This is a genomic window from Serratia sp. AR11, from assembly GCF_056376275.1.
Genome location: NZ_CM150739.1, coordinates 486,155 through 512,137 on the forward strand (window position 1 = coordinate 486,155; position 25,983 = coordinate 512,137).

20 protein-coding genes and 1 tRNA gene are annotated in these 25,983 nt (G+C 52.9%); 7 read left to right on the forward strand and 14 right to left on the reverse strand.

Annotated elements, in window-relative coordinates; all coding sequences use genetic code 11:
• Positions 1-58: 58 nt before the first annotated feature.
• The 7 genes from ACSOSI_RS02280 to argF (ACSOSI_RS02310) form a co-directional block, all read right to left on the reverse strand.
• Positions 59-1,627 (reverse strand): ABC transporter substrate-binding protein, encoded by a 1,569-nt coding sequence (locus ACSOSI_RS02280; protein WP_476706471.1) that lies wholly within the window; start codon positions 1,625-1,627, stop codon positions 59-61.
• A gap of 371 nt (positions 1,628-1,998) precedes the next feature.
• Positions 1,999-2,490, reverse strand: a complete 492-nt coding sequence (locus ACSOSI_RS02285) for an arginine repressor (RefSeq protein ID WP_017891431.1) — start codon at positions 2,488-2,490, stop codon at positions 1,999-2,001.
• A 64-nt stretch (positions 2,491-2,554) separates the two neighbouring features.
• Positions 2,555-3,985 carry a basic amino acid/polyamine antiporter gene (locus ACSOSI_RS02290; protein WP_476706472.1) on the reverse strand — a complete coding sequence of 477 codons (1,431 nt, stop codon included), beginning with the start codon at positions 3,983-3,985 and terminating at the stop codon, positions 2,555-2,557.
• 90 nt (positions 3,986-4,075) lie between these two features.
• Positions 4,076-5,080, reverse strand: a complete 1,005-nt coding sequence (argF, locus tag ACSOSI_RS02295; protein WP_476706473.1) for an ornithine carbamoyltransferase — start codon at positions 5,078-5,080, stop codon at positions 4,076-4,078.
• Positions 5,081-5,098: 18 nt separating this feature from the next.
• Entirely contained in the window at positions 5,099-6,016 is a 918-nt protein-coding gene (arcC, locus tag ACSOSI_RS02300) for a carbamate kinase (RefSeq protein WP_476707238.1), read from the reverse strand.
• Positions 6,017-6,037: 21 nt separating this feature from the next.
• Positions 6,038-7,258 (reverse strand): arginine deiminase, encoded by a 1,221-nt coding sequence (arcA, locus tag ACSOSI_RS02305; RefSeq protein WP_261099158.1) that lies wholly within the window; start codon positions 7,256-7,258, stop codon positions 6,038-6,040.
• A gap of 618 nt (positions 7,259-7,876) precedes the next feature.
• Positions 7,877-8,896: an ornithine carbamoyltransferase gene (gene argF / locus ACSOSI_RS02310; RefSeq protein ID WP_476706474.1), complete on the reverse strand. Its 1,020-nt coding sequence runs from the start codon at positions 8,894-8,896 to the stop codon at positions 7,877-7,879.
• 163 nt (positions 8,897-9,059) lie between these two features.
• Between argF (ACSOSI_RS02310) and rraB the strand changes: the two genes are divergently transcribed.
• Entirely contained in the window at positions 9,060-9,488 is a 429-nt protein-coding gene (gene rraB / locus ACSOSI_RS02315; protein WP_012005011.1) for a ribonuclease E inhibitor RraB, read from the forward strand.
• Positions 9,489-9,543: 55 nt separating this feature from the next.
• On the forward strand, positions 9,544-10,308 hold the full coding sequence (miaE, locus tag ACSOSI_RS02320; protein WP_476706475.1) for a tRNA isopentenyl-2-thiomethyl-A-37 hydroxylase MiaE: 765 nt from the start codon (positions 9,544-9,546) through the stop codon (positions 10,306-10,308).
• Positions 10,309-10,329: 21 nt separating this feature from the next.
• Here the strand turns inward: miaE and ACSOSI_RS02325 are convergent, their stop codons facing one another.
• Positions 10,330-11,937 (reverse strand): GMC family oxidoreductase, encoded by a 1,608-nt coding sequence (locus ACSOSI_RS02325; RefSeq protein WP_476706476.1) that lies wholly within the window; start codon positions 11,935-11,937, stop codon positions 10,330-10,332.
• Positions 11,938-12,343: 406 nt separating this feature from the next.
• Between ACSOSI_RS02325 and ACSOSI_RS02330 the strand changes: the two genes are divergently transcribed.
• Positions 12,344-13,297, forward strand: coding sequence for an acyltransferase family protein (locus ACSOSI_RS02330; RefSeq protein WP_476706477.1), 954 nt, complete (start codon positions 12,344-12,346; stop codon positions 13,295-13,297).
• 157 nt (positions 13,298-13,454) lie between these two features.
• Here ACSOSI_RS02330 and ACSOSI_RS02335 read toward each other — a convergent pair whose 3' ends face one another.
• The 4 genes from ACSOSI_RS02335 to pepA all read right to left on the reverse strand — a co-directional run bounded on the left by ACSOSI_RS02335 (position 13,455) and on the right by pepA (position 19,090).
• The gene (locus tag ACSOSI_RS02335) at positions 13,455-13,958 is read right to left on the reverse strand and encodes a GNAT family N-acetyltransferase (protein WP_261132217.1); all 504 of its coding nucleotides are present in this window, start codon (positions 13,956-13,958) and stop codon (positions 13,455-13,457) included.
• A gap of 196 nt (positions 13,959-14,154) precedes the next feature.
• A complete protein-coding gene (locus ACSOSI_RS02340; RefSeq protein ID WP_012005016.1) occupies positions 14,155-17,031 on the reverse strand; it encodes a valine--tRNA ligase in 2,877 nt (958 codons plus the stop codon).
• Positions 17,032-17,044: 13 nt separating this feature from the next.
• Complete coding sequence (locus ACSOSI_RS02345) at positions 17,045-17,494, reverse strand: DNA polymerase III subunit chi (protein WP_012005017.1); 450 nt, start codon at positions 17,492-17,494, stop codon at positions 17,045-17,047.
• An 84-nt stretch (positions 17,495-17,578) separates the two neighbouring features.
• The gene (gene pepA / locus ACSOSI_RS02350; RefSeq protein WP_012005018.1) at positions 17,579-19,090 is read right to left on the reverse strand and encodes a leucyl aminopeptidase; all 1,512 of its coding nucleotides are present in this window, start codon (positions 19,088-19,090) and stop codon (positions 17,579-17,581) included.
• Between the two features lie 280 nt (positions 19,091-19,370).
• Here pepA and lptF point away from each other — a divergent pair, with 280 nt between their 5' ends.
• The 4 genes from lptF to ACSOSI_RS02370 all read left to right on the forward strand — a co-directional run bounded on the left by lptF (position 19,371) and on the right by ACSOSI_RS02370 (position 23,315).
• Entirely contained in the window at positions 19,371-20,465 is a 1,095-nt protein-coding gene (gene lptF, locus ACSOSI_RS02355) for an LPS export ABC transporter permease LptF (protein WP_012005019.1), read from the forward strand.
• On the forward strand, positions 20,465-21,535 hold the full coding sequence (lptG, locus tag ACSOSI_RS02360; protein WP_012005020.1) for an LPS export ABC transporter permease LptG: 1,071 nt from the start codon (positions 20,465-20,467) through the stop codon (positions 21,533-21,535). Before lptF ends, lptG begins: the two co-directional genes overlap by 1 nt.
• 245 nt (positions 21,536-21,780) lie before the next feature.
• A tRNA-Leu gene (locus ACSOSI_RS02365) sits at positions 21,781-21,865 on the forward strand.
• 199 nt (positions 21,866-22,064) lie between these two features.
• Complete coding sequence (locus tag ACSOSI_RS02370; RefSeq protein WP_476706478.1) at positions 22,065-23,315, forward strand: tyrosine-type recombinase/integrase; 1,251 nt, start codon at positions 22,065-22,067, stop codon at positions 23,313-23,315.
• Positions 23,316-23,405: 90 nt separating this feature from the next.
• Here the strand turns inward: ACSOSI_RS02370 and ACSOSI_RS02375 are convergent, their stop codons facing one another.
• Both ACSOSI_RS02375 and ACSOSI_RS02380 read right to left on the reverse strand, forming a co-directional pair.
• The gene (locus tag ACSOSI_RS02375) at positions 23,406-24,293 is read right to left on the reverse strand and encodes a hypothetical protein (protein ID WP_476706479.1); all 888 of its coding nucleotides are present in this window, start codon (positions 24,291-24,293) and stop codon (positions 23,406-23,408) included.
• The gene (locus ACSOSI_RS02380) at positions 24,294-25,976 is read right to left on the reverse strand and encodes an AAA family ATPase (protein ID WP_476706480.1); all 1,683 of its coding nucleotides are present in this window, start codon (positions 25,974-25,976) and stop codon (positions 24,294-24,296) included.
• Between the last annotated feature and the right edge of the window lie 7 nt (positions 25,977-25,983).

A 25,983-nucleotide genomic window follows, 5' to 3' on the forward strand; every position in this document is an offset into this window, starting at 1 on the left:
GGCGGCGCTGGCCGCCTCGTCATATCCCACTGCTTAAAGATGCTCCTTTTGTAGCCCCTTATTTGCTGACGCGATCGTAGTAGACCATGTCGGCATTCAGACCCTGCTGGTAGCCTTTGACGTTATCGCGCAGCACCACTTCGGTTTTTGCCTGATCGATAAACACATACGGCGAGTTGCGCTGCAGTTCCTGCTGCATGGCGGTATAGAGTGCGGTGCGCTTGGCCGGATCGGCCTCGGCTACTGCCGCCAATGTTTGTTGGCTTAGCTGCGGGATCTGCCAGCCATTGAGGCCCGCTACCGTGCTGGCCTTGCCGTCGTTATAGGCGAAGGCGCTGGCGTTGGAGTGGGCGTCAAAATAGTCCGGGATCCACAAACGGATCGCTGCCTGATGCTGGCGGGCGCGCACCCGCGAATAGACCTGACTGCCGGCCGCCGGCAGCAGTTCCAGCTTCACGCCGCCCTCGGCAAAGCTGGCCTGCAACGCCTGGGCGATGGTGATAAACGGCGGTTTGTTCTCCACGTCCAGCGTCAGCGCCGCGTTGGTGATGCCGGCCTTGGCCAGGATCGCCTTGGCCTTGGCCGGATCGAAGCTGAACGGATTGTCTTTCAGCGCGCCCGGCAAGCCGACCGGCAGGAAGCTCTGGTGGACAAAATACTGGCCCTTCAGCAGATCTTTGGTGATGCCCTGATAGTCGACCAGATAACGCGCCGCTTCCCAGAAGGCCGGATTTTTCAGCAGCGGATTGGCAGTATTGCCGGTGTTGAACACCAGATAGTTTTGCTCGGCGGAAGGGATTTCCAGCACCTTCACGCCCGGCTGATTTTTCAGCGCCACGGTCTGGTCCGGGCCAAGTTCGCGTGCTACGTCGGCGTCGCCCTGCTGGATCAACAGGCGGCGGGTGGCGGAGTCTGGCACGCTTTTAATGATGATGCTTTTCAGCAGCGGCTTGCTGCCCGGCGACGTCGGGTTGGCATCCAGCACAATCGCCTGATGCGGTTGGTAGACGCGCATTTTGAACGGCCCGCTACCGGCGGAGTGCATTTTCAGCCAGGCGTTGCCGTAGTCACCGTCTTTGATGTTGGCCTGCACCGCCTTGCCGTCGACGATCGAGGCGATCGGCGTAGAGAGAATATTCAGCGCCACCGCCGGGCTGACGTCTGCCGTCCAGCTCAGTTGCAGGCTATGGTCGTCGATTTTCTTCAGCTGTGCGTCGATGTTATCCGGCTGCCAGCCGAGGACGTTGAGGATAAATGCCGGTGACTTGTTCATCTTCACCGCGCGGCTGTAGGAAAAGATCACATCATCGGCGGTCAACGGGTTACCGGAGGCAAATAGCGCCTGTGGGCGCAGTTTGACCGTCAGGGTTTTGGCGGCGGCGTCGCCCTGCCAGCTTTCCGCCAGCACCGGCACCACCTTCGCCGGATCGTCGCGATCCGCCTGCACCAGCCGCTGATACAGGCTTGGCACGGTCTGGATGCTGGACAGTTCGTTGGCTTCCGCCGGATCGAGGCTGACGATGTCATCCAGCGATTGCACCACCACCAGCGTGTTGGGTGGAGTGGCGGCCAATGTGGCGGTGGACAGCGCGGCAAGCATTAACAGCGGCAGGACTTTGGCTTTCATTGATATTTCCCCTGAATGCACCGCGGGCTCCGGTGCCGAGAAGTCATTGTTATCGTTAGTTTTCGCGGCGTTTCGCCGTCAGCATGCACGGTAGAACCTTTGTCGGTGGCTGACAAAGGTTAATCGGCTATTTGATAGACAAAAAAACTATAAGAGGCCAGAGCGCGAAGCGCCATTTTCAATGGTAAATAAAGCCCTGTTCAATACAAGGCTCCAGACGTCTGACAAAGTCCGTTATTAGGGAGAGCGTGCCGAAGGGGTCGTAGCAGCTTTAGCTGCCGGAGTGCCCCTCGGTGCGCTAGGCCCGGGTATCTCGAGTTTAAAGACAACTTTTTTATCAAAGCCCTGTGCAATACAGGGCTGGTTGGGCATCAAAGACCGGCATTGCTTTCCAGCAGGTTCAGCAGCCGCTGATGCAGCTGAGCGACATCTCGCGTATCGCGCGGCGCTATCCACACCACATTGCTGCTGGCGATCACGCCCAATACGGTGGGCCAGGCGCAAAGATCGATAATCCTCGCCATGGCTTTCGCGTAACCGGAATTCATGTGGATCAGCACAAACTTGTCGTTATGCTCGACGTCGATCAGCATCGCTGACAGCGGCTCGTTGATATCGGGCGCCGGGTGGTGCAGCGCATTGAGGGAATAGACTTTTTTCCCCTTGGCATTCTGCACCTTCATTACCCCCAGCATTTTCAACAGGCGAGATACGGTCGACTGGCTAATGCCCTTATAGCCGCTACGCATCATTTGATGACGGATCTCCTCCTGCGATGAATAACGTTGGCTGACGACCAGTTTGCGGCACAGTGCCAGTTTGCGTTGCTCCTTGCCCCATGAGGTTTCTATCTTATTCGTCATTTTAATACTGCCTTGGTTTGAAAATGAGCGATAACTCTATATAAATCAATGTAATAAAGTATTGTTAACCGAGGGTGATATGACCAGTCGCAATCATATAAACGGTAATGCAGGCGATAATGACCAAAAAGGTGGCAATTAGTGCTTCATAGCCTTTCCAAAGCCGCTCTGCACGCTGGGTTTTCTGGTGCCACAGGAAGACCAGCACACCGGGAACGAACAGCAGCGAACTCAGCAGCATCTGGCTGCCAGCCGCATAACACAGCCAAAAACCGTAGAGGGTACCAATCAATCCGAGGGCCAGATCGCGGGTGCGCGACTCCCCAACACGGTAGTTTTCGCCGGTGATCGCCAGTTTCAGACCATAGGCGGTGCTGAACAGGTAGGGAGGCAGGATGGCGGCGGTGGCGATAGAGAACAGTGCCTGGTAACCGGCGCTACAGAACAACGTCAACAGCAGGAACAGTTGAATCAAACCATTGGTGATCCACAACGAGGTTGACGGTGAGCCATTGGCATTGGTTTTGGTGAATATTTTGGGGAACATGCCGTCTTTGGCCGCGACAAACGGCAGCTCCGAGGCGAACAGTGTCCAGGCTAACAGCGCGCCGGCTACCGACAAAATGACCCCAGCGGCGACCAGGCGTGCCCCCCAGATGCCGATCACGGATTCCAGCACCCCAGCGGTCGACGGATTTTTTAATCCGTTCAGCGTGGCTTGATCCAGTACGCCCATCGACAGCACGCTGACCAGAACATAAATCACCAGACAACCCAGCAACCCAATCACGGTGGCCTTGCCGATATCGGCGCGTTTGGCTGCTCGCGAGGAGACCACGGTAGCCCCCTCGATGCCGACAAACACCCAGGTGGTAATCAGCATGGTGCCTTTTACCTGTTCAAACAGCGCGGGATGACTGCCATTGACCAGCATCATGCGGCCCCAGAAGTCTGTAGTGAAAATGCCGATGCGGAAGGCGATCACCACTGCGGCGATAAATACCAGCAATACCAGTACCTTGACTACCGTCAGCACGGTATTGATCATCGCGGTCTCTTGCACGCCGCGCAACACCAGCGCATGTACCAGCCACAGCACAATGGAGGCCCCGAGGATTGACTGCCAGTTATTACCCAGGCCGAACACCGGGAAGAAGAAGCTGAGGGCGCTGAACAGCAGTACCGAATAAGAAACGTTGCCCAGCCAGGCGGCGAACCAGTAACCCCAGGCCGACTGGAAACCGATAAAGTCCCCGAACCCGGCGCGGGCATAGCTGTAAATCCCCCCTTCCAACTTTGGACAGCGGGCGCTGAGATTCTGATAAATCAGTGCCAGGCAAATCATCCCGACGGCGGTAATCAGCCAGCCGATCAACAGTGCACCGGGTGAGGCCACAGAAGCGAAGTTTTGCGGCAGGCTGAACACGCCGCCACCCACCATGGAACCTATCACCAGCGCAATAAGCGCCATCAGTCCCAGTTTTTTTTCAGACATAAGGGTTCCTCCAGCTACACAGGGCAGCAAGAAAATAAATAATGATGCAGAGAGGGGAACGCGGCAGTGACTGGCACCGCCGCCTGCCGATCAGTCGCCGAGGGTGGCGACCATTACGGCCTTGATGGTGTGCATGCGGTTTTCCGCTTCATCGAACACGATGGAGTGGGAGGATTCGAACACCTCTTCGGTGACTTCCAGCCCTTTAAGACCGTAGGCAAGCTCAATCTCTTTACCCACTTTGGTTTGCTCGTTATGGAAGGCGGGCAGGCAGTGCATAAACTTGACCTGTGGGTTGCCGGTGGCTTTCAACACCGCAGCATTGATCTGATAGGGCTGCATCAGCTTGACGCGTTCAGCCCAGGCTTCCTTGGGTTCCCCCATAGAGACCCAAACGTCGGTATAGAGGAAGTCGACATCTTTCACGCCTTGCTCAACCTTGTCGGTCAGGGTGATACGCGCGCCGGTATTGCGGGCGATATCGGTACACTGTGCGACCAGTGCTTCATCAGGCCAAAAGGCCTTTGGTGCGACCAGACGGATGTCCATCCCCATTTTTGCTGCGCCGACCATCAACGAATTACCCATGTTATTGCGCGCATCCCCAAGGTAGGCGAAGGAGATTTGATTGAGTTTTTTCCCCGGCAGATGCTCCAGCATGGTCATCAAATCCGCCAGAATTTGCGTCGGGTGGAATTCGTCGGTCAAACCGTTCCATACCGGCACCCCGGCAAATTCCGCCAGTTCTTCGACAATCGCCTGGCCGAAGCCGCGGTATTCAATACCGTCATACATCCTGCCCAGCACCCTGGCGGTATCTTTCATCGATTCCTTAATGCCGATCTGGGAGCCGGTGGGGCCGAGGTAAGTGACCCGGGCGCCCTGGTCGAACGCGGCCACTTCAAACGAGCAGCGGGTGCGGGTAGAGGTTTTCTCAAAAATCAGCGCGATGTTTTTACCGCACAGGCGTTGTTTTTCTGCTTTTGCGTATTTGGCTTTTTTCAGCGCGAAGGCCAAATCGATCAGGTGTTGGATTTCGTCGGTGCTGAAATCCAGCAGTTTCAGAAAATGGCGATGACGTAAGTTGATGCTCATAAGGTTGCCCCTCTCTATTCAATGCGTTGGAGAAATTAATGTGCCCTGCTCGCCGGTCAGAATGCGGGTGGCATCTTGCAGTGCGCCAATGCCGGCAATGCCGTGGCGAGAGCGCACAAAATGGCTGGCAGCCGAGACTTTCGGCCCCATGGATCCGGCGTCGAAGGTGATGTCGGCTAGATCCTCCGGCGTCACCTTGCTCAACGCTCGCTGCTGTTGGGTGCCCCAGTCGAGATACACGGCATCGGCATCGGTCAGGATCAAAAGAGCGTCGGCATTGATTTGTTCCGCCAGGAAAGCGGCGGACAGATCTTTGTCGATCACCGCCTCGATCCCCTGCAATTTGCCTTCCTGCCGCAGCACCGGAATGCCGCCACCACCGGCACAGACAACCAGATGGCCCTGGGCAATCAGTGCGTTAATCGCGGCGGTTTCAATGATGTTGAGCGGTTTGGGTGAAGGCACCACGCGGCGGAAATACTTGCCGTCCGGTTTGATTGCCCAACCTTTATCCAGGCTTAGCGCCAGCGCGGTTTCCTGGTCGTAGACCGGCCCGATATATTTGCTGGGGTTGCTGAAGGCGCCGTCGTCAGGGTCAACCTCCACCTGGGTGAGCAGCGCACTGACTTGTTGCTCCGGCAGACAGTTTTTCAACTCTTGAATCAGCAGATAACCGATCATGCCCTGGCTTTCTGCCCCCAATACGTCCAGCGGATAAGGCGCGACCTGCGGGTAGGCGCTGTTTTGCAGCGCCAATAATCCGACTTGCGGGCCGTTGCCGTGCACCAGTACCACGTTCCAGTCCTTGGTCAGCGCAGCGATTTGGCGGCTGGCGAGCAAGACGTTGCGGCGCTGGATATCCGCCTCAAGCGGTTCTCCACGGCGCAGCAGGGCGTTCCCACCCAGGGCAATCACCACAGTAGGTTTAGTCATGATGTTTATTATTCCGTTGGGGGGTTAGATAGCGTCGCGTTCCAGCGGGCAGCTCATGCAGCGGGCGCCGCCGCGGCCACGGCCCAGTTCATCGCCGGGGATCGGCAGTACGGTGATGCCGGCCTTGTCGTATTTTTCGTTGGTCCAGGTGTTACGTTCGTAACCGACCACCACGCCAGGGCGGATAGTGAGGACGTTATTGGCATCGTTCCATTGTTCGCGCTCAGCTTCGAAGCTGTCGCCACCGGTGGTGATGAGCTGCACCTGAGTAATCCCCAGGGCGCGTTCAATCGCGGTCAGGAAGTGTTTTTCCTGTTGGCGATGCAGGCCGCCTTTCCCGTCAGGGGTCAGCGTCCAGCACTGTGACTCTTTGCGCACCACTTCCGGATAGACCGAGAAGGTATCCAGATTGATGTGAGTCATGACGGTATCCAGGTGCATACAGGAACGGTGCTTGGGTAATTCCAGGGCGATGACCCGCTCTGCCTGATGGGACTGGAAGAGTGCCTGTGCCAGGAATTCCACCCCCTGTGGCGTAGTGCGCTCTGACATACCGATTAATACCGCGCCGCGGCCAATCACCAGGACGTCGCCACCTTCCAGCGTGGCATGATCATAATTTCGTTCCTCATCGCCAAAATAAGTCGTGAAGTTGCCTTTTGAAAAATAAGGATGCCATTTATAAATGGCGCGCAGATTATTGGTCTCACGCTGACGTGCCGGTTTCGCCATTGGATTAATCGATACGCCGTTATATATCCAGCATGAGGTGTCGCGAGTAAATAAATGGTTAGGCAGTGGCTTCATAATAAAATCGTTGCCCTGATGGGTATCGACCACCATATTACTGAAGCTGGCAGGGATCTCGGCATAGGTCAGGCCACCGGTCATATGGCGGGCAAGTTGCAGATCGGACAAGTCGCCCAACCAGCCACGAATATCGGCCGCCAGTGACGGCCCAAGCCGGAAGTCAGAGACCTGTGTCGACAGCAGCCATTGCTTGGCGGCGGGAATGCTCATGGTCTCTTTCAGTAGATCGGTAAGCAGTAATACTTCGACATTCTGGTCTCTTAGCGTTTTGGAGAATATATCGTGGTCGGCGCCAGCGCGTTCGACAGATAATACGTCATCAAATAAGAGTTCATGACAATTAGACGGTGTTAATCTTTTCAAACTTAAATTAGGACGGTGAAGCATAACGCTGCGCAGTTGGCCTATTTCAGACCCTACATAGTTCTTATTCATTTCATTCCCTATTTTCAGATTTGAGTAACATCGAACGAAAAGAAATAAAGGGATTATTTCCTTTCATAAGGATGGGTACCGTTGCGTTGCGGAGAATAATAAACTTTGCTTGGCGGTTTTTTGTGATGGAGGTCACATGATAAATAGGTGGGGAATGAAACATGCTATGAATTGATTGATGTCATTGTTTTGTTTTTAAATCTATTATTCAGAATGCATTAATACTCGCGCCTCGCGTTAATTATCCAATAATAAAATGGGGTGCCGGGCTTTAGTTTGATCAGTTTAATCTTAACTTATTGTTTTTATTTTCTTTGTGTGGATTGCTGACGTACTTATTCACTAATTGGCAATTTATATTCTTATGAATCCATGTTTTTTTGAATTTTTATTCCTGTTGGCACTAGAGTGGCGATTTTTATTTTTGTGATAGGGTCGGTTTATCTTTTTTTTATGCTGAATAAACAGATTATTAGCACCGGGGTTTATCCCGGTCAGGATGGGGTTATGCGCGCAGTTTGCATAAAAATCCACTGAACGGCGAAAGAGGACGGAATAATTAATCGGCAAGGGGATGGGGCGGGTCAAGAGCCCGCCCGTCATGCCTGGCTGGTGGGGTTAAAGCGTTTCGCTCAGGGTGGCGACCATCACCGCCTTGATGGTGTGCAGGCGGTTTTCCGCCTGATCGAACACCACGCTGTGCGCGGACTCGAACACTTCATCGGTCACTTCCATGCCGCCATGCAGCCCGTATTGCTCTGCCATCTGCTTGCCAAGGGTGGTTTGGTCGTCGTGAAACGCCGGCAGGCAGTGCAGGAATTTAACGTTCGGGTTGCCGGTCAGTTTCACCATCGCCATATTGACCTGATAGGGTTTCAACAGCCCAATACGCTCGTGCCAGGTTTCTTTGGGTTCACCCATCGACACCCAGACGTCGGTATACAGGAAATCCGCGTCCTTCACCCCTTCGGCAATATCTTCGGTCAGGGTGATTTTGGCACCGGTCTGTTTGGCTAATGCCTGGCACTCTGCCACCAGTTCCGGCTGCGGCCAGCAGGCCTTCGGCGCCACCAGACGCAGATCCATTCCCGCCAGTGCGGCGGCTTCCAGCAGGGTGTTGCCCATATTGTTGCGGGTATCGCCGAGGTAGGCGAACTTCACCTCGCTCAGCGACTTGCCCGGCAACTGTTCCTGTACCGTGAGCAAGTCTGCCAGCAATTGGGTGGGGTGGAACTCATTGGTCAGCCCGTTCCACACCGGCACGCCGGCATGCTGGGCCAGGGTTTCCACCAGATGCTGGCCGTACCCGCGGTACTGAATACCGTCATACATCCGGCCCAGCACGCGGGCGGTGTCTTTCATCGATTCCTTGTGGCCAATCTGGCTGCCGCTCGGGCCGAGATAGGTGACCTGAGCACCCTGATCGAATGCGGCAACTTCGAAAGAGCATCGGGTACGGGTCGAGTCTTTTTCGAAGATGAGCGCGATGTTTTTGCCCTGCAGGTGGCGTACTTCCTTGCCTTGCTTCTTGGCCTGCTTCAAGTCGGCCGACAGTTTCAGCAGCGCATGCAGCTGTGCCGGGGTGAAATCCATTAACCTCAGGAAGTGACGTTTGTAGAACGGGTTTATGCTACTCATTGCCGTATATCCTTATCGCTTGAATTGAATTTAAATTCACTTTATATGTATGAATATTCAATTTCAACCCCGGAATGGAAATCTTTCACGTTTATCGTGGAAGCAATGCCGACGGTGTGTGAAAATAGGCGCAATACAGGCCATTTGACTTGAGGATATAGGCATGGCAAACAGCGAACAGCTAGACGAACAACGTGAAGAGACCCGCCTGATCATCGAAGAACTGCTGGAAGACGGTAGCGATCCAGAGGCGCTCTACACCATCGAACACCATCTCTCTGCCGAGAAGTTTGAAGTGCTGGAGAAAGCTGCTGTCGAAGCCTTCAAGTTAGGCTTTGAAGTGACCGACGCCGAAGAGCTGGAAGTGGAAGACGGTACTCTGGTGATGTGTTGTGACGTGATCAGCGAAGTGGGTCTGAACGCCGAAGTGATCGACGCTCAGGTTGAGCAACTGGTCGCACTGGCGGCACGTTGCGGCGTTAACTACGACGGCTGGGGCACCTACTTCGAAGATCCGAACGGCGAAGAAGGTGACGATGATGAAGAAGAAGGTGACTTCATCGACGAAGACGACGACGGTAAACGCCATTAATTAATTTCTGCTTAATTCCTGTGGGCCGGCGCTTGTTGGCCCCTGATAAGAACACATGAAATACCAATCCCTGTTAGCCCCGATTTTAAACTTCCTGCACTGTGAAACCCCAGACGCCTGGATTGATGCTGCGCGCCGCCCGGAAAACCTGCCGCTGTTGCTGACTGACCATATGGTTTGCGAGCTAAAAGCCGCGCAGACCGGCATGTGGCTGATCCGTCGCTACGTGGCGGACAAAGAGAGCGGTGACGCACTGCTGGCGCTGCTCAGGCCCTACGAGGCATTTTTGCATGAAGCGCAGGGCGTGCCGGAAGCGCTGTTCCAGCAGAACAATTTCACCCGCAAGATCCTGCCAAAATACGGCTCGGCCTACGGTCAGGATCTGGCGGACAGAATGGTGCTGCTGATCAAAGAAGAGCTGCATCATTTCTCGCAGGTGCTGGAGATCATGCTGGCACGGCAGATCCCGTATAAGAAAATCACCGCCAGTCGCTATGCCAAAGGCATGATCCGGGAGATCCGCACCCACGATCCGGCCACGTTGATTGATAAACTGATTTGCGGCGCTTATATCGAAGCGCGTTCCTGCGAACGTTTTGCCCGCCTGGCACCGCATCTGGACGACGAGCTCAACCGCTTCTACGTTTCGTTGCTGCGCTCTGAAGCGCGCCACTACCAGGACTACCTGACATTGGCCGAACAGATAGCCGGTGGCGATATCAGCGAACGGGTGGCCCATTTTGGCCGCATAGAAGCGGCGCTGATCCAAACCCCGGACAGCGAATTCCGCTTCCACAGCGGCGTGCCTGCCACCGTCTGACCGCCGGGCGCCCGTATGAATTTATTCCGGCGTGTCCAGCAGTAAATCCACCGCTTTTTCCGCCAGCATGATGGTCGGCGCATTGGTATTGCCGCTGGTCACCTGTGGCATCACCGAGCAGTCGATCACCCGCAGCCGTTCAAAACCGTGCACCCGCAGTTGTAAATCGGTTACCGAGTCCTGCGGGGATTGGCCCATGCGGCAACTGCCCACCGGGTGATACACCGTTTTGCAGAAGTTGCGCACGAACTCTTCCAGTTGTGCCTCATCGTTCAGCCATGCCGGCTGTGGTATCAGCAGATCCTTGATCAGTGGTTTGAGGGCGGCGGTTTGCAGGAAACGCAGGCCGAACTTCACCGCACGCACGCTGCCGGCCAGATCTTCCGGGTGGCCAAGATAGTTGACGTGCAGCTTCACCGGATCCTTGGGATCGCGACTGCGCAGCAGCACTTCACCGCGCGCCCTGGGTTGCAGATAGCCAACCTTGAGCGTGAAGCCGTGGATATTGGGCAGTGGTTCGCCGGGTACGCCATCCCAGCTGTCGAGCATCGGCAGGAAGTGGATTTGTACGTCCGGGCGGCCGTCACCCAGGCTGTCGGTAAAGGCGGCCCCTTCCAGTACGTTAGAACTCAGAACGCCGCTGCGGAACGCCAGCCATTCGGTGGCGTGCCGCAGTGCCTGCAGGCCGCGATCGGCACCGTACAAACTGATCGGCTCGCGGGTGCTGACGTTGATCGACATATGCAGGTGATCGTGGAGGTTTTTGCCTACCGGCAGATCCGCCAGCGGTTCGATGCCCAGTTGCTGCAGATGTTCACGCGGCCCGATACCGGACAGCATCAGGATCTTTGGCGATCCTACCGCACCGGCGCTGAGGATCACTTCCTGCGCGGCATGGGCCGTGACTTCGGCACTGCCGTTTTGGCTATACACCACGCCGGTGGCGACGTTGTTGTCGAACACCACCCGGTGTACCAGCGCATTGAGTTTCACCACCAGCCGCTGTTCGTTACGCACGGCTTTCAAATAGGTACGTGCAGTGCTGGCGCGCTCGCCGTTGTGGGTAGTGGTCTGGTAGAAGCCGACGCCGTGTTGGCTGTCGCCGTTGAAATCGTTGCGGTAGGGGAGATCCAACTCCTGGCCGGCGCGAATAAACGCCATGCTGAGCGGGTGGCGGTAGCGGTTCTCGCTGACCGGCAGCAGCCCCTCGCCACCATGATAGGTATCCGACAGACTCTCGTTGGCCTCGGCGCGTTTGAAGTAGGGCAGCACGTCCTGATAGCCCCAACCAACACAGCCATAGCGTTCGGCCCACTCGTCGTAATCCTGTCGCTGGCCGCGAATATAGATCATGCCGTTGATCGAGCTGCTGCCACCCAACACCTTGCCCTGAGCTATCTGTATGCGGCGGTTATTGGCATGCGGCTCCGGCTCGGTTTCATACGACCAGCTTTTTTTGGCGATGATTTTTGCCACGCCGGCCGGCATCTTGATGAACAGATTATTGTCGTCGCCACCGGCCTCCAGCAGCAGCACCCGCGCCTGGGTGCGGCGGATCAACTGTGCCGCCAGTACGCAACCGGCGGAACCTGCGCCGACAATGATGTAATCAAAAGCGTTATCCGACATGACTGCTCCCTGTGCGATAGCGGTATTAGCTTGTTCTGGCAGAGTATCGCAAGCGTGCGACAGGTCAATTTTAAATCGTTAATTTGTTAATGAACATCACAGAAATTATTTGTAATTTTTGTCATATACATGATTTTTATGGATAAAAAATAACGTAACCATATTAATGTTTGTTTGCTGCTTTTCTGCGGGCACAGGCTGGCGAGAGAAAATGCGGTTTTATAAACAAACGGCGCATTGTTTCTTAAAGGAATATTAATTATGAGACTTATCCGAGCCGGAAAGAGAGTGTCAGAGTAAAAATGCTGCTATATGATGAGCCAATCTATTATCGGATAAGATATTAAGAAATATGGAAATTTCGATTAATAAGTCTAATTATTTAAAAGGGATTGCCATCATTCTGATGTTAATCCACCATCTATTTGCTTACCCAAGCCGCATTAGCCCGGATATCCCGGTTTATCATATGGTTAACAGTGTCGATATTGAGATGTTTGTTGGCCTGTTCGGCAAGATTTGTGTGTCGATGTTCCTGTTTTTATCCGGCTACGGATTCTCGCTAAAAAAAGAAGTGTCGTTTAAATATATCTGGGGCAAGCTGAAGAACTTATATATCAGCTACTGGATAGTGCTGTTTATCTTTGTGCCGATTGGCATCATTTTCTTTCCGGGCGAAAGATATTCCCTGTCGCCGTCGCTGTTTCTCGAAAACCTGATGGGCATAAAATCCACTTATAACAGCGAGTGGTGGTTCTTTAAACTCTACGTGTTGTATGTGCTCTCTTTGCCGCTGCTGTCACGGCTGAATATCGGCCCGTTGCTGGGGCTGTTGTTTCTGGCGGCGCTGTGCGGCAAGGGGCTGCAGTATGTTGGCTGGGCGCCAGAGGTGTTGATCGAATATTGCACCTGGTTGCTGCCGTTTGGCTTTGGCATGGTGTTTGGCCGTAGCCAGAAAATGCCGCCGAACTCGTGGCTGGTGAAACTGATCGCGACCCTGAGTCGTACCCATCCGCTGATCTTGCTGATGGTGACGGTGGCGGTATTTATCGTCGCGCATAATCCTGGGCTGCTGCTGGTGACGCCGCTGTTTATTATTGCGCTGATGAATACGGCAGATGGCCTGGGCAGCAGGGTGAACCGGATAGTGGGCGAGTTGGGCAAGCATTCGATGTATATGTGGCTGACCCACAGTTTCTATTGCTATTACTTCACCCAGAAGCTGATCTTTGCGCCGCGCTATACGCCGCTGATCCTGCTGTTGTTAATTGCCGTATCCTACCTGACCAGCCTGGTGCTGAGCCGGATTGAGTTGGCTATCAAGGGTGGAATGACGGGGAAAGAGCAGAAGGCGGGGTAAGCTGGATAAGAAAAGAGATCATTTGTGTGTTCTCTCAGAAGACGAACAATGTTTGTTATTAGGGAGAGCGTGCCGAAGGGGTCGTAGCAGCCTTGGCTGCCGGAGCGCCCCTCGGTGCGCTAGGCCCGGGTATCTCGGGCTGAACAGTAAGCGCTGATCACAGCGTCTTCAGCATGGTGACTTCGCAGTCGACGTGGCCGGTGGTGCCCATGGCCTGGTCGATATGCTCAAAGCCCAAATGCTCATACAGGCCGATAGCCTGGGTCAGACTGGCGGTGGTTTCTAAATAACAACAGCGGAAACCCTGTTGACGGGCGAACTCCAGTGCCTGCAGCGCCAGGCGTTTTGCCAGACCCTGGCCGCGTAAAACCGGCAGGAAATACATTTTCTGTAATTCGCAAATATCCACTTCACCGCCCTGCAGCGGCGCAATACCGCCACCTCCGGCAATCTGACCGTCGACTTCTATCACCCAATAAGCGCTGCGTGGCAGGCTGTAGAGCTGATACAAGACGTCCAGATTGGGGTCGGAAACGGTATAGCCTTTGTCCGCCGTCAAACCGTGCTCGGCGGAGACTTCGCGAATGACATTGGCAATAGCGGCATTATCGTCAGCCGTTATTGGGCGCACCAGAAGACGTACTGGGGTTGCTGTTGTCATGTTTACACTCGCCATTAAAAGGAACCACATTCGTTTTTATCGCAGCACAAAACGCGCCTGGGTTGATTCCCCGGCGGCATCCATGCGGCATATATTAATATATTGTAATAACATCTTAAGCGGGCCAGATGCAACGGCGATAAAAAAACAGCGGGGAAATCCCCGCTGTTTTCAGCTGTTACAGTGAACCGACAGATTACAACGCGGCGATGGTCGCCTGCTGTTCCTGCAGCTTCACTTTGCCTTCTTTGCAGGCGGTCAGACGTTCGCGCTCTTTGGCGACCACGGCTTCTGGCGCACGCGCCACAAAACCTTCGTTAGACAGCTTGCCTTCGATCGAGGCGATTTCCGCATCCAGCTTGCCCATCTCTTTCGACAGACGCGCAATCTCGGCGTCTTTATCGATAAAGCCGGCCATAGGGATCAGCAGCTCGGCACCGTCCACCAGCTTGGTGACCGATAACGGACCTTTATCACCGGCAGGCAGCAGGGCGATCGACTCCAGACGTGCCAGACGCTGAATAAAGCTCTGGTTCTCCTGCACGCGACGCTGGGCGTCGGCATTGCAGTTACGCAGCAGCACTTCCAGCAGTTTGCTCGGGGCGATGTTCATCTCGGCGCGAATGTTACGCACCGCGGTGATCGCCTGCTTGATCCACTCCAGGTCGTTCAGCGCTTGCGTATCTTCCAACGCGGCGTCGTACTCTGGGAACGGCTGCAGCATGATGGTGTCTGCAGTTTCGCCGGTCAGGGTTTTCACGCGCTGCCAGATGGTTTCGGTAATGAACGGGATCACCGGGTGCGCCAGGCGCAGCAGGGCTTCCAGCACGGTGATCAGCGTATGGCGAGTGCCGCGCTGTTCCGCTTCGCTGCCGTTGGTCACCACCGGCTTGGTCAGTTCCAGATACCAGTCACAGAACTGGTTCCAGGTGAATTCGTACAGGATGTTGGCGGCCAGATCGAAGCGGTAAGTGTCCAGCGCTTCGCGGTATGCCTTCACCGTGCGGTTGAATTCAGCCAGGATCCAGCGGTCCGCCAGCGACAGCACTTTCTCGCCGCCGTTAAAGCCACAGTCCTGGCCTTCTGCGTTCATCAACACAAAGCGGCTGGCGTTCCACAGCTTGTTACAGAAGTTGCGGTAGCCTTCCAGGCGCTTCATGTCCCAGTTAATGTCACGGCCGGTTGAAGCCAGTGCCGCCAGGGTGAAGCGCAGGGCGTCGGTGCCGTGCGGCTCGATGCCGTTCGGGAACTGCTTCTCGGTGCGCTTGCGGATTTTTTCCGCCAGCTGCGGCTGCATCATGTTACCGGTGCGTTTTTCCAGCAGGTCTTCCAGCGAGATGCCGTCAACCATGTCCAGCGGGTCGATCACGTTACCTTTCGACTTGGACATTTTCTGCCCTTCGTCGTCGCGGATCAGACCGGTCATGTAGACGGTCTTGAACGGAACCTGTGGCTTGCCGTTTTCATCCTTCATAAAGTGCATGGTCAGCATGATCATGCGCGCAATCCAGAAGAAGATGATATCGAAGCCACTGACCATCACGCTGGTCGGGTGGAAGGTTTTCAGCGCGTCGGTCTGCTCTGGCCAGCCCAGGGTAGAGAAGGTCCACAGGCCGGAAGAGAACCAGGTGTCCAGCACGTCTTCGTCCTGGTTCAGCACCACGTCAGGGCCCAGGTTGTTCTCGCTGCGCACTTCTGCTTCGTTGCGGCCAACATAGACTTTGCCGTTCACGTCGTACCAGGCCGGGATACGGTGACCCCACCACAGCTGACGTGAGATACACCAGTCCTGAATGTCACGCATCCAGCTGAAGTACATGTTTTCGTACTGCTTCGGCACGAACTGGATCTCGCCTTGCTCAACCGCTTCCACCGCCACTTTCGCCAGCGGAGCGGTACGCACGTACCATTGGTCGGTCAGCATAGGTTCGATCACCACGCCGCCGCGGTCGCCGTAAGGCACCGTCAGATCGTGTGGTTTGATTTCTTCCAGCAGGCCCAATTCTTCAAAGGCGGCAACTACCGCTTTACGCGCGGCGAAACGCTCCAGGCCACGGAACTGGGCCGGGATCTCGTTGCAGTAATCGGTGCAGATTTCGCCGAGGGTGTTGAACACTTCCGCTTCCTGACGGATATCGCCGTCGAAAGTCAGGATGTTGATCATCGTCAGGCCGTGACGTTTACCGACTTCGTAGTCGTTAAAGTCGTGCGCCGGGGTGATTTTCACGCAGCCGGTGCCTTTTTCCATATCGGCGTGCTCGTCACCGACGATGCGGATGCGGCGACCAACCAGCGGCAGAAGGATTTCTTTGCCGATCAAATCTTTGTAGCGTGGATCTTCCGGGTTCACCGCGACGCCGGTATCACCGAGCACGGTTTCCGGACGGGTGGTGGCGACCACCAGGTAATCTTTGCCCTCGGCGGTTTTGGCGCCGTCGGCCAGCGGATAGCGCAGGTGCCACATGGAGCCTTTGGACTCGCGGTTTTCCACTTCCAGATCGGAGATGGCGGTGCGCAGTTTCGGATCCCAGTTCACCAGGCGCTTGCCACGGTAGATAAGATCTTCTTTGTGCAGACGAACAAACACTTCACGTACCGCGTTGGACAGGCCTTCGTCCATGGTGAAGCGCTCACGCTCCCAGTCCACGGAGTTGCCCAGACGGCGCATCTGACGGGTGATGGTGCCGCCGGATTCTGCCTTCCACTGCCAGATTTTGTCGATGAACGCATCGCGGCCATAGTCATGGCGGGTTTTGTTTTCTTCTGCGGCGATCTTACGCTCAACCACCATCTGGGTGGCGATACCGGCATGGTCGGTACCCGCCTGCCACAGGGTGTTTTTGCCCTGCATGCGCTGGTAACGGATCATGGTGTCCATGATGGTCTGCTGGAAGGCGTGGCCCATGTGCAGGCTACCGGTGACGTTCGGCGGCGGGATCATGATGCAGAAGCTTTCCTGGCTGGTATCACCATTTGGCTTGAAGTAACCCTGGTTTTCCCAGTGATCGTACAGCTTCTGTTCGATCTCTTTCGGGTCGTAGGCGGTATCGAGGTGACTGTTTGTCTTTTCCATTTTATATCGTTGTTCAGTGAGTTGGCGGCGTGGCCGTGGTCAAATGGAAGCCGACGCTGCGATAAGCTTTATATCGGTCGCGCGCCAACTGTTTTAAGGTGTCTTCGTATGGGACGAAGTCTACCACTTCATGGAAAGCAGTAGCAAAATCTGCAAACTGCGGCAGCAGGGCGATCAGCAGGTCACGCGGGGAGTTGCCGCGTTTGCCGGGCCAGCACAGTTCGACCGGGGCGCCGTAATGCGGGCCTTCACCGGCCAGGTTGTGCGGCACGAACTGGTGCGGATCGCGCTGCCATAGCGCTTCGTCCAACCGTTGGGCCTGTTCCTGGCTCTCGCAGGCGATCAACACCCGCTTGCCGGAACGCCAGCGTTCGGCGGCAACGGCGCAGGCCACGGCCTCATGCGCGCTGAGCGCACCTGCGGGTTCCGCGTGTTCGATTAGATAGAACGTTGCCTGTTTCATGGTCTGATTCACCGCTGCCTATAAAAAGTGTAGGGGCACAGCATGCTGTGCCCCTCGGGATTATACCTGAATTACCGCTCAGATTTAATCGTCGCCGTTCAGCCCCGCACGGTTAAGCAGGAACTGCGACAGCAAGGCAACCGGACGACCGGTGGCCCCTTTGGCCTTGCCGGAGCGCCAGGCGGTGCCGGCGATATCCAGGTGCGCCCAGCTGTACTTGCGGGTAAAGCGCGACAGGAAGCAGGCTGCGGTGATAGCCCCGCCCGGACGGCCACCAATGTTCGCCATATCGGCAAAGTTGGAGTCCAGCTGCTCGTAGTACTCGTCGGACATCGGCAAGCGCCACGCGCGGTCGCCGGCCTGTTCGGACGCGCCGATCAGTTCATGCGCCAGCGGGTTGTGGTTCGACATCAGGCCGGTGATGTGGTGGCCCAGGGCGATCACGCAGGCACCGGTCAGGGTGGCAACGTCAATCACCAGCTCCGGATCGAAACGCTCAACGTAGGTCAGGGTGTCGCATAATACCAGACGGCCTTCGGCGTCGGTATTCAACACCTCGACGGTCTGGCCGGACATGGTGGTCAGCACGTCGCCCGGACGATAAGCGCTGCCGCCCGGCATGTTTTCACAGCCAGCCAACACGCCGATCACGTTCAGCGGCAGGTTCAGTTCCGCCACCACGCGCATCACGCCGTACACGGTGGCAGCGCCACACATGTCGTACTTCATCTCGTCCATGCCTTCGGCAGGTTTGATCGAGATGCCGCCGGCATCGAAGGTCAGGCCTTTACCGACGAGCACAATTGGCTTAGCGTCCGGGTTAGGATTGCCCTTATATTCCATCACCGACATCAATGATTCGTTACGCGAACCGGCGCCAACCGCCAGATAGGCGTTCATCCCCAACTCTTTCATCTGCTGTTCGCCGATGACGCGGGTGGTGATGTTGGTGCTGAAGGCGTCCGCCAGTTGGCGAGCCTGTGAGGCCAGGTAACCGGCGTTACAGATGTTCGGCGGCATATTGCCGAGATCTTTCGCCGCCTTGATGCCGGAAGACACCGCCAGACCGTGCTGGATCGCACGTTCACCGCTGGTGAGCTCACGACGGGTCGGCACGTTGAACACCATCTTGCGCAGCGGACGACGTGGTTCCACTTTGTTGCTTTTCAGCTGATCGAAGGTGTAGAGCGTCTCTTTTGCGGTTTCCACCGCCTGACGCACCTTCCAGTAAGTGTTGCGGCCTTTCACGTGCAGCTCGGTCAGGAAGCAGACCGCTTCCATGGAGCCGGTATCGTTAAGGGTATTGATGGTTTTTTGAATCACCTGTTTGTACTGGCGTTCATCGAGCTCGCGCTCTTTGCCACAGCCAATTAACAGGATGCGTTCGGAGAGAATGTTAGGTACATGGTGCAGCAGTAACGTCTGCCCGACTTTACCTTCCAGTTCGCCACGGCGCAGCAAAGCGCTGATATAACCATCACTGATTTTGTCGAGTTGTTCTGCGATAGGGGACAAGCGGCGCGGTTCGAAAACGCCGACTACAATACAGGCACTGCGCTGTTTTTCCGGGCTACCGCTTTTTACACTGAACTCCATGCACTCTCCTGAATCTTAAAGACAAAGGCAGGCGCTACGGCTAGAATGGCGCACTCCGTAACGATCTCCCGCCATTGAGTTAACGAGTTATGTTAACCTGAACGGCGTAAATTGCTCTGTTTTGGCGACTATAGGCAAGTTCCTATAGGACACCCAAATGCTAGATGTTGTAATACTATTTTAGCTGTGTCGGTTGCCATATGATGAGAATAAATGGCGGATTAGCGATGAAACTATCGATTTTCCTGCAAAAAGACAAGTTTTCACAGGCGTAATAAGCGTGATCATCATAAGATATCTGGTACGGGAAACGCTAAAGAGCCAAATCGCGATCCTGTTCATCCTGCTTCTGATCTTCTTTTGTCAGAATTTAGTCAGGGTGTTAGGCGATGCGGTGGACGGCGATGTCCCGACAAATTTAGTTCTTTCTTTGCTCGCATTGGGTGTGCCGAAGATGGCGCAGCTAATCCTGCCATTAAGCCTGTTTCTCGGCTTGTTGATGACGCTTGGGCGGCTGTATACCGACAGCGAAATCACCGTGATGCATGCCTGCGGACTGGGTAAACGAACCCTGATCATTGCGGCCATGGTATTGGCACTTTTCACCTCCGTTATTGCGGCGGCCAACGTGTTCTGGGTCGGGCCCTGGGCTTCGCGCTATCAGGACGTGGTGGTTTCCGAAGCCAAAGCCAACCCAAGCATTGCCGGGCTGGCAGAAGGGCAGTTCAAAACCTCGCAAGACGGCAACGCGGTGCTGTTTATCGGCAACGTTAAGGGCAGCACCTTTAACAACGTGTTCCTGGCGCAGCTGCGGCCGAACGGCAACCAACGCCCTTCCGTGGTGGTGGCTGAACATGGCCAGATTAACCAGATGAAAGACGGTTCGCAGGTGGTGACGCTGGACAAGGGCACCCGCTTTGAGGGCACCGCGCTGCTGCGTGACTTCCGCATTACCGATTTCAACGACTATAAAGCAGTGGTAGGCCACCGTGCGGTCACCGTGGACGGCAACCAGGCCGAGCAGATGTCGATGAAGACGCTGCTGGCGTCTGACGATCCGGACGCGCGCGCCGAGTTCCACTGGCGCCTGACGTTAGTGCTTTCCGTGGTCATTATGGCGTTGCTGGTGGTGCCGCTCAGCGTGGTGAACCCGCGTCAGGGCCGCGTGCTGAGCATGCTGCCGGCCATCCTGCTGTATTTGATATTCTTCCTGCTGCAGACCTCGCTGCGTTCTAACGGCGGCAAGGGCAAGCTGGATCCGATGGTATGGCTGTGGGTAGTCAACGCGGCGTACTTTGCGATCGCGCTGGCGCTGAACCTGTGGGATACGGTGCCGATGCGTAAGCTGCGTGCACGCCTGAGAGGAGCGGCCTGATGTTTGGCGTTTTAGACCGATATATCGGTAAGACGATTTTCAACACCATCATCATGACGCTGTTCATGCTGGTGTCGCTTTCCGGCATCATCAAGTTCGTCGACCAGTTGCGTAAAGTGGGTCAGGGTGAATACACGGCACTCAGCGCCGGGATGTTTACCCTGCTGAGCGTGCCGAAGGACATCGAGATCTTCTTCCCGATGGCGGCCCTGCTGGGCGCACTGCTCGGGCTGGGGCAACTGGCGACGCGCAGTGAACTGGTGGTGATGCAGGCTTCCGGCTTTACCCGCATGCAGATCGCCGGATCGGTGATGAAAACCGCCATCCCGCTGGTGCTGTTGACCATGGCGATTGGCGAGTGGGTGGCACCGCAGGGCGACCAAATGGCGCGTAACTACCGCGCGCAGCAGATGTACGGCGGCTCGCTGCTTTCCACCAAGAACGGCCTGTGGGCGAAAGACGGCACCGACTTTATCTACATCGAACGCGTTGCGGGCGAGAAAGAGCTTTCCGGTGTGAACATCTACCATTTCAACGACCAGCGCAGGCTGGAGACGGTGCGTTATGCCGCCAGCGCCAGCTTTGAAGACGGTGTATGGAAGCTTTCGCAGGTGGATACCTCTGACCTGACCAACGAAAAACAGGTCACCGGCACCCAAACCCTGACCGGCGAATGGAAAACCAACCTGACCCCGGACAAACTGGGCGTGGTGGCGCTGGACCCAACCTCACTCTCCATCAGCGGCCTGCACAACTACGTGAAGTACCTGAAGCAGAGCGGCCAGGAAGCCAACCGCTACCAGTTGAACATGTGGAGCAAGGTGTTCTCGCCGCTTTCCGTTGCGGTGATGATGCTGATGGCGCTGTCGTTCATCTTCGGCCCACTGCGCAGCGTGCCGATGGGCGTGCGTGTGGTGACCGGTATCAGCTTCGGGTTCCTGTTCTACGTACTGGACCAGATATTCGGCCCGCTGAGCCTGGTGTACAACATGCCGCCGGTGCTGGGCGCGTTGCTGCCAAGCATGCTGTTCTTGTTGATCAGCGTTTATATGCTGCTGAAACGCAAGTAGCGGCACTGCAGGCAGTTTAAGAGGGCGTAGCCATTGGGTTACGCCTTTTTTGTTTCTGGTGGCCTGGTGAGGCGGCTCTTGCCGAAATGAATACCTAGGGGCGCCGCATGCTGCGCCCATAAAACCAGCCAAATGTGACCCCGGCGACGATTTTTTCAGCACTTAACTCATTGAACAACGGATAAGTGTTGCACGCGGATCGCTGAAAGGTATAATGCCCACGTTTTCCGCATACTACTTGCAGTGCCGAAGTGGCGAAATCGGTAGACGCAGTTGATTCAAAATCAACCGTAGAGATACGTGCCGGTTCGAGTCCGGCCTTCGGCACCATATGTATGTAAATAGACCTCAACTGAGGTCTTTTTTTATGCCTAAAATCCAGTCCCCGCAAGGCTTTGCCCCGCTTTTCAGTCAACCGACGTCAATCTGAGTTACCCCACATCAACATGCTTGTGAGTATAGAACCGAGTATATATGCTGGTTCGATAATGCTTATATACTCACGGCAGCATATGGAAGGAATACCATCATGGCCCTGACTGATACCAAGGTGCGTTCGGCAAAACCTGAGGCAAAGGAATACTCGCTCGTCGATGGCGACGGCATGTTTTTGCTGATACACCCTAATGGCTCCAAATACTGGCGTTTCCGCTTTCGCTTTGGCGGCAAGCAACACCTGATGGCCTTTGGGGTTTATCCTGAAACATCCCTGGCTGATGCTCGGCAAAAGAGGGAGGAGGCTAGGAGGCTTGTTGCTGCCGGTGTCGATCCTCGTGAACATAAGCGTGCAGTAAAAGTAGATCAGGCTAAAGAGGTCATCACTTTTGAATCTGTTGCCAGAGACTGGCACGCCAGCAATCAAAAGTGGTCTGAGTCGCATAGTGGTCGTGTTCTTAAGAGTCTGGAAGATAATCTCTTTGATGCGATTGGTAAGCGAAATATCGCTGAGCTAAAAACCAGAGATTTACTTATTCCTATCAAAGCTGTGGAGATGTCTGGACGTCTTGAGGTGGCTGCACGTCTACAACAACGAACTACAGCAATTATGCGATTTGCCGTGCAAAGTGGTTTAATCGATTACAACCCTGCACAAGAGATCGCTGGTGCGGTCGCTACCGCTAAACGGCAACATCGCGCTGCGCTAGAACTTAATCGCATCCCTGAACTACTTCATCGTATCGACACATATACTGGCAGACCACTAACACGCTTAGCTGTGGAGCTGACGTTATTGGTATTTATTCGATCTAGTGAGCTGCGATTTGCTCGTTGGTCAGAAGTCGATTTTGAAAACGCAATGTGGACGATTCCGGGAGAGCGTGAGCTACTGGAAGGTGTGAAGCATTCACATCGAGGTTCGAAAATGCGGACTCCCCATCTTGTTCCTTTATCCCGCCAGGCTCTGACCATTCTGGAAAAGATCAAAAGCATGAGTGGAAACCGAGAGCTGATTTTCGTTGGTGATCACGATCCTCGTAAACCGATGAGTGAGAACACGGTGAATAAGGCTTTGCGGGTTATGGGCTACGATACGAAAGTTGAAGTCTGCGGACATGGTTTTAGGACGATGGCGTGTAGTTCGTTGATTGAGTCAGGATTGTGGTCGAAGGATGCGGTAGAACGGCAGATGAGTCATCAGGAACGTAACTCTGTGCGTGCGGCTTATATCCATAAGGCCGAGCACCTAGGGGAGCGCAGGCTAATGGTGCAGTGGTGGGCTGATTATCTGGATGTGAATCGGGAAAAGGGGGTTAGTCCGTTTGATTTTGGAAAGAACTAATAAATCTACCCGCAGTGGCCTTAATCTAAGGCTTCTGCGGGCTCTGTTTAATCGTTTATCATAATTTGATACGATTAGTTGTCCGGATTTTTATGTGCTGGTAAATATCATTGATTCACCTAGTCGTTGTGTATAATCACAAAACCTTTTTTTCTCATTTTCCCGCAAATTCTCACTTAATCGAGTGATATTAATATTTAAATTATTCCCTGTACTTAATCCATGGCCGTATGAGTATCCAACTTTATTTGTAAGAATAAACCTATCATGAATATATTGATTTGGCCAGATATGTACCTCGACTGTAAACCCATCTTTCAAAAATGGAACTAAATGGTCATTCATACTGCGTTCTATTTGGTTTCTTCTCATATCTGTTTGTTCACATAAGTGTAACTGTAGACAATTGGTTCGTGCTCTATTATTTTTTATTTTAGTAATGAATTTGAAAAATGGAGATCTGAATCTATCGTCAATGATATTAAAATAGGGATCAATGAAAATAAATTGAGTAGATAAATTGATTGAGGTTTGGATTGTATTCACAATATCATCAGCAGTAGGATTTACGCTAATTGAATGTGCAATATCCCAATGAGTAGGAGTAAACTCAATCATTCTCGGATAATTATAAATCTGTCTGTTAATATCATCACTATCAGACAGTATCGCATTGAATTGTTCTCTGCTATGGATAGTTACTACATGTGAAATCCAACTTTCATCTTCTGCTAGTTGTCTATCACCTCGCGATATCAGAGAAGTTTTCATCTTCTTACTAAGATTCTCTAAATATCTAGTTTTTTCTATCGGCCTTAAACCTAACTTATTAAGCTCATTTTTAAAACTTTGAAACCAACGTAAGGGTACTTCAGCAATCACTCTTCCATTTTCAGCCCCAAATTCGGAATAGAATCTTTGCAAAATGTTAATGTCTGAAGTAACCACAGTCGGGTCAATAGCATATTCTCGTAACATTTAGAGTTCCTCATACCGTTCTTCAAAGAACCCATTGGGCCAATCAAATTCAAAGTCTCCATCTTGAGTTACTGCTATTTTTTTTACTATAACTCCAGCATCAGTATCAGATATATAAGTTACACTAATATCATTGGGGAAAACCTTCATGAGATTATGCGGTAGAGTACCGTTATTGCTTTCTTTAACTCTCCGAAGCAGCCTAAGTATAATATGCTCACTATGTGTTTCGATAATAAACATTGGCTTTGTAACCATTGGCACTTGAAGCTGAGTGAATAAATCACCAATCGCAACTTGTAATGCAGGGTGAATATGCAGCTCTGGTTGTTCTATTGCAATGAAACCATTCTTTACAATATGGGCTGAAGCGATTATAGGGAGAATTTGGCTGAGACCAATACCAACTTGATTTGGATAAAGTTTCAAATTATTTTTTTGACTTACAAAGAATAACTGAGGATCATCATTTTTTCCGAAAAAAGCATAATTATCTGGTCTAAAGAAGCAGGATGCGGATTTTTGATCAGAGCCAAGTTTGTTGTGAATTAATATCTCTTGTAGATTTATGTCTCTTTGAATTTTATATCCACTATTGAGTTTTTCTTCCGAAAATAACCAGTCATTGATTTTTTCAATTAAGTTTTCATCACCAATATTGGACTCTAATTGATAAAGTATATCCCACGCAGCTGTTCCATTAAACCAGTTTTTTTGCTCTGTGTAAGGATTGGGTTTGAATGAAGCATCTGGAACGATTCTTATTGGTCCTATTGATACACTATCATCTAAGAGAATTTTTAGTTTATCAAGAGGGGAAGTAAATATTTGAGTTAATGCTCTATTAATAATATCATTGTTTATTAGCTCTGATATATTTTCTGGCTCCGACGTTTCTAAACTTGTTTGTACTAAACAACCCAAAGGTGGTAATGCACCCGCGAATCCTTTTATTAATACTGGCCTAGCCGAGTTTTTATCAATGCTTGAGTCATCATCATCATCATCATCATCATCATCATCTTCATTTATTTTTTTGTAAAAGAAGTCAGCTCTTTTACCACCAATAAGGGAGTTGTATTTTTCATGAAATGTGTTTTTGAATAAGTCATCTTCATTAACACTTTCAACTTCTTCATTAATTAAATGATGAGAGAAGTTAATATCATTTATAATGGTTTTATCAATGTTTTCATTAGAGCGAAGTACTCCAATGTATTCATCATTTATTGTTACTTTATATTCTCTAACATAAGCTGTTCTTTTGGAAAATGACCATGAAATTAAGAATTCTAATTTTATTTTTTTAGCTTCGTTAGATAAATCATTTACTGCTATAAGGTCTAAATTAGTTAAGTCCGATATCCTATCAATATATTCACTATATTCATTGCCAATAGTTGTCTCAGTCAAAAACTCAATACCAATACTAATTTCCTTATTTAGGTCTCCATCATTGACCAACGACTTGAAACCATCTATCTTTTTTTCACCCATGGCATCTATTTTTGAAGGATTACATTGCTCCTTTGTTATTATCTGTTGCAGATAAAAAAGAGCCATCAAAATAGTTGTTTTACCAACACTGTTTGGACCAAATAACAATGTGAGAGGTGCAAATTCAATGGTTTGAGTGTTTTTGAAAGACCTGAAATTAGTTAAAAAAAGCTTGGTTAATTTCATTGGATTT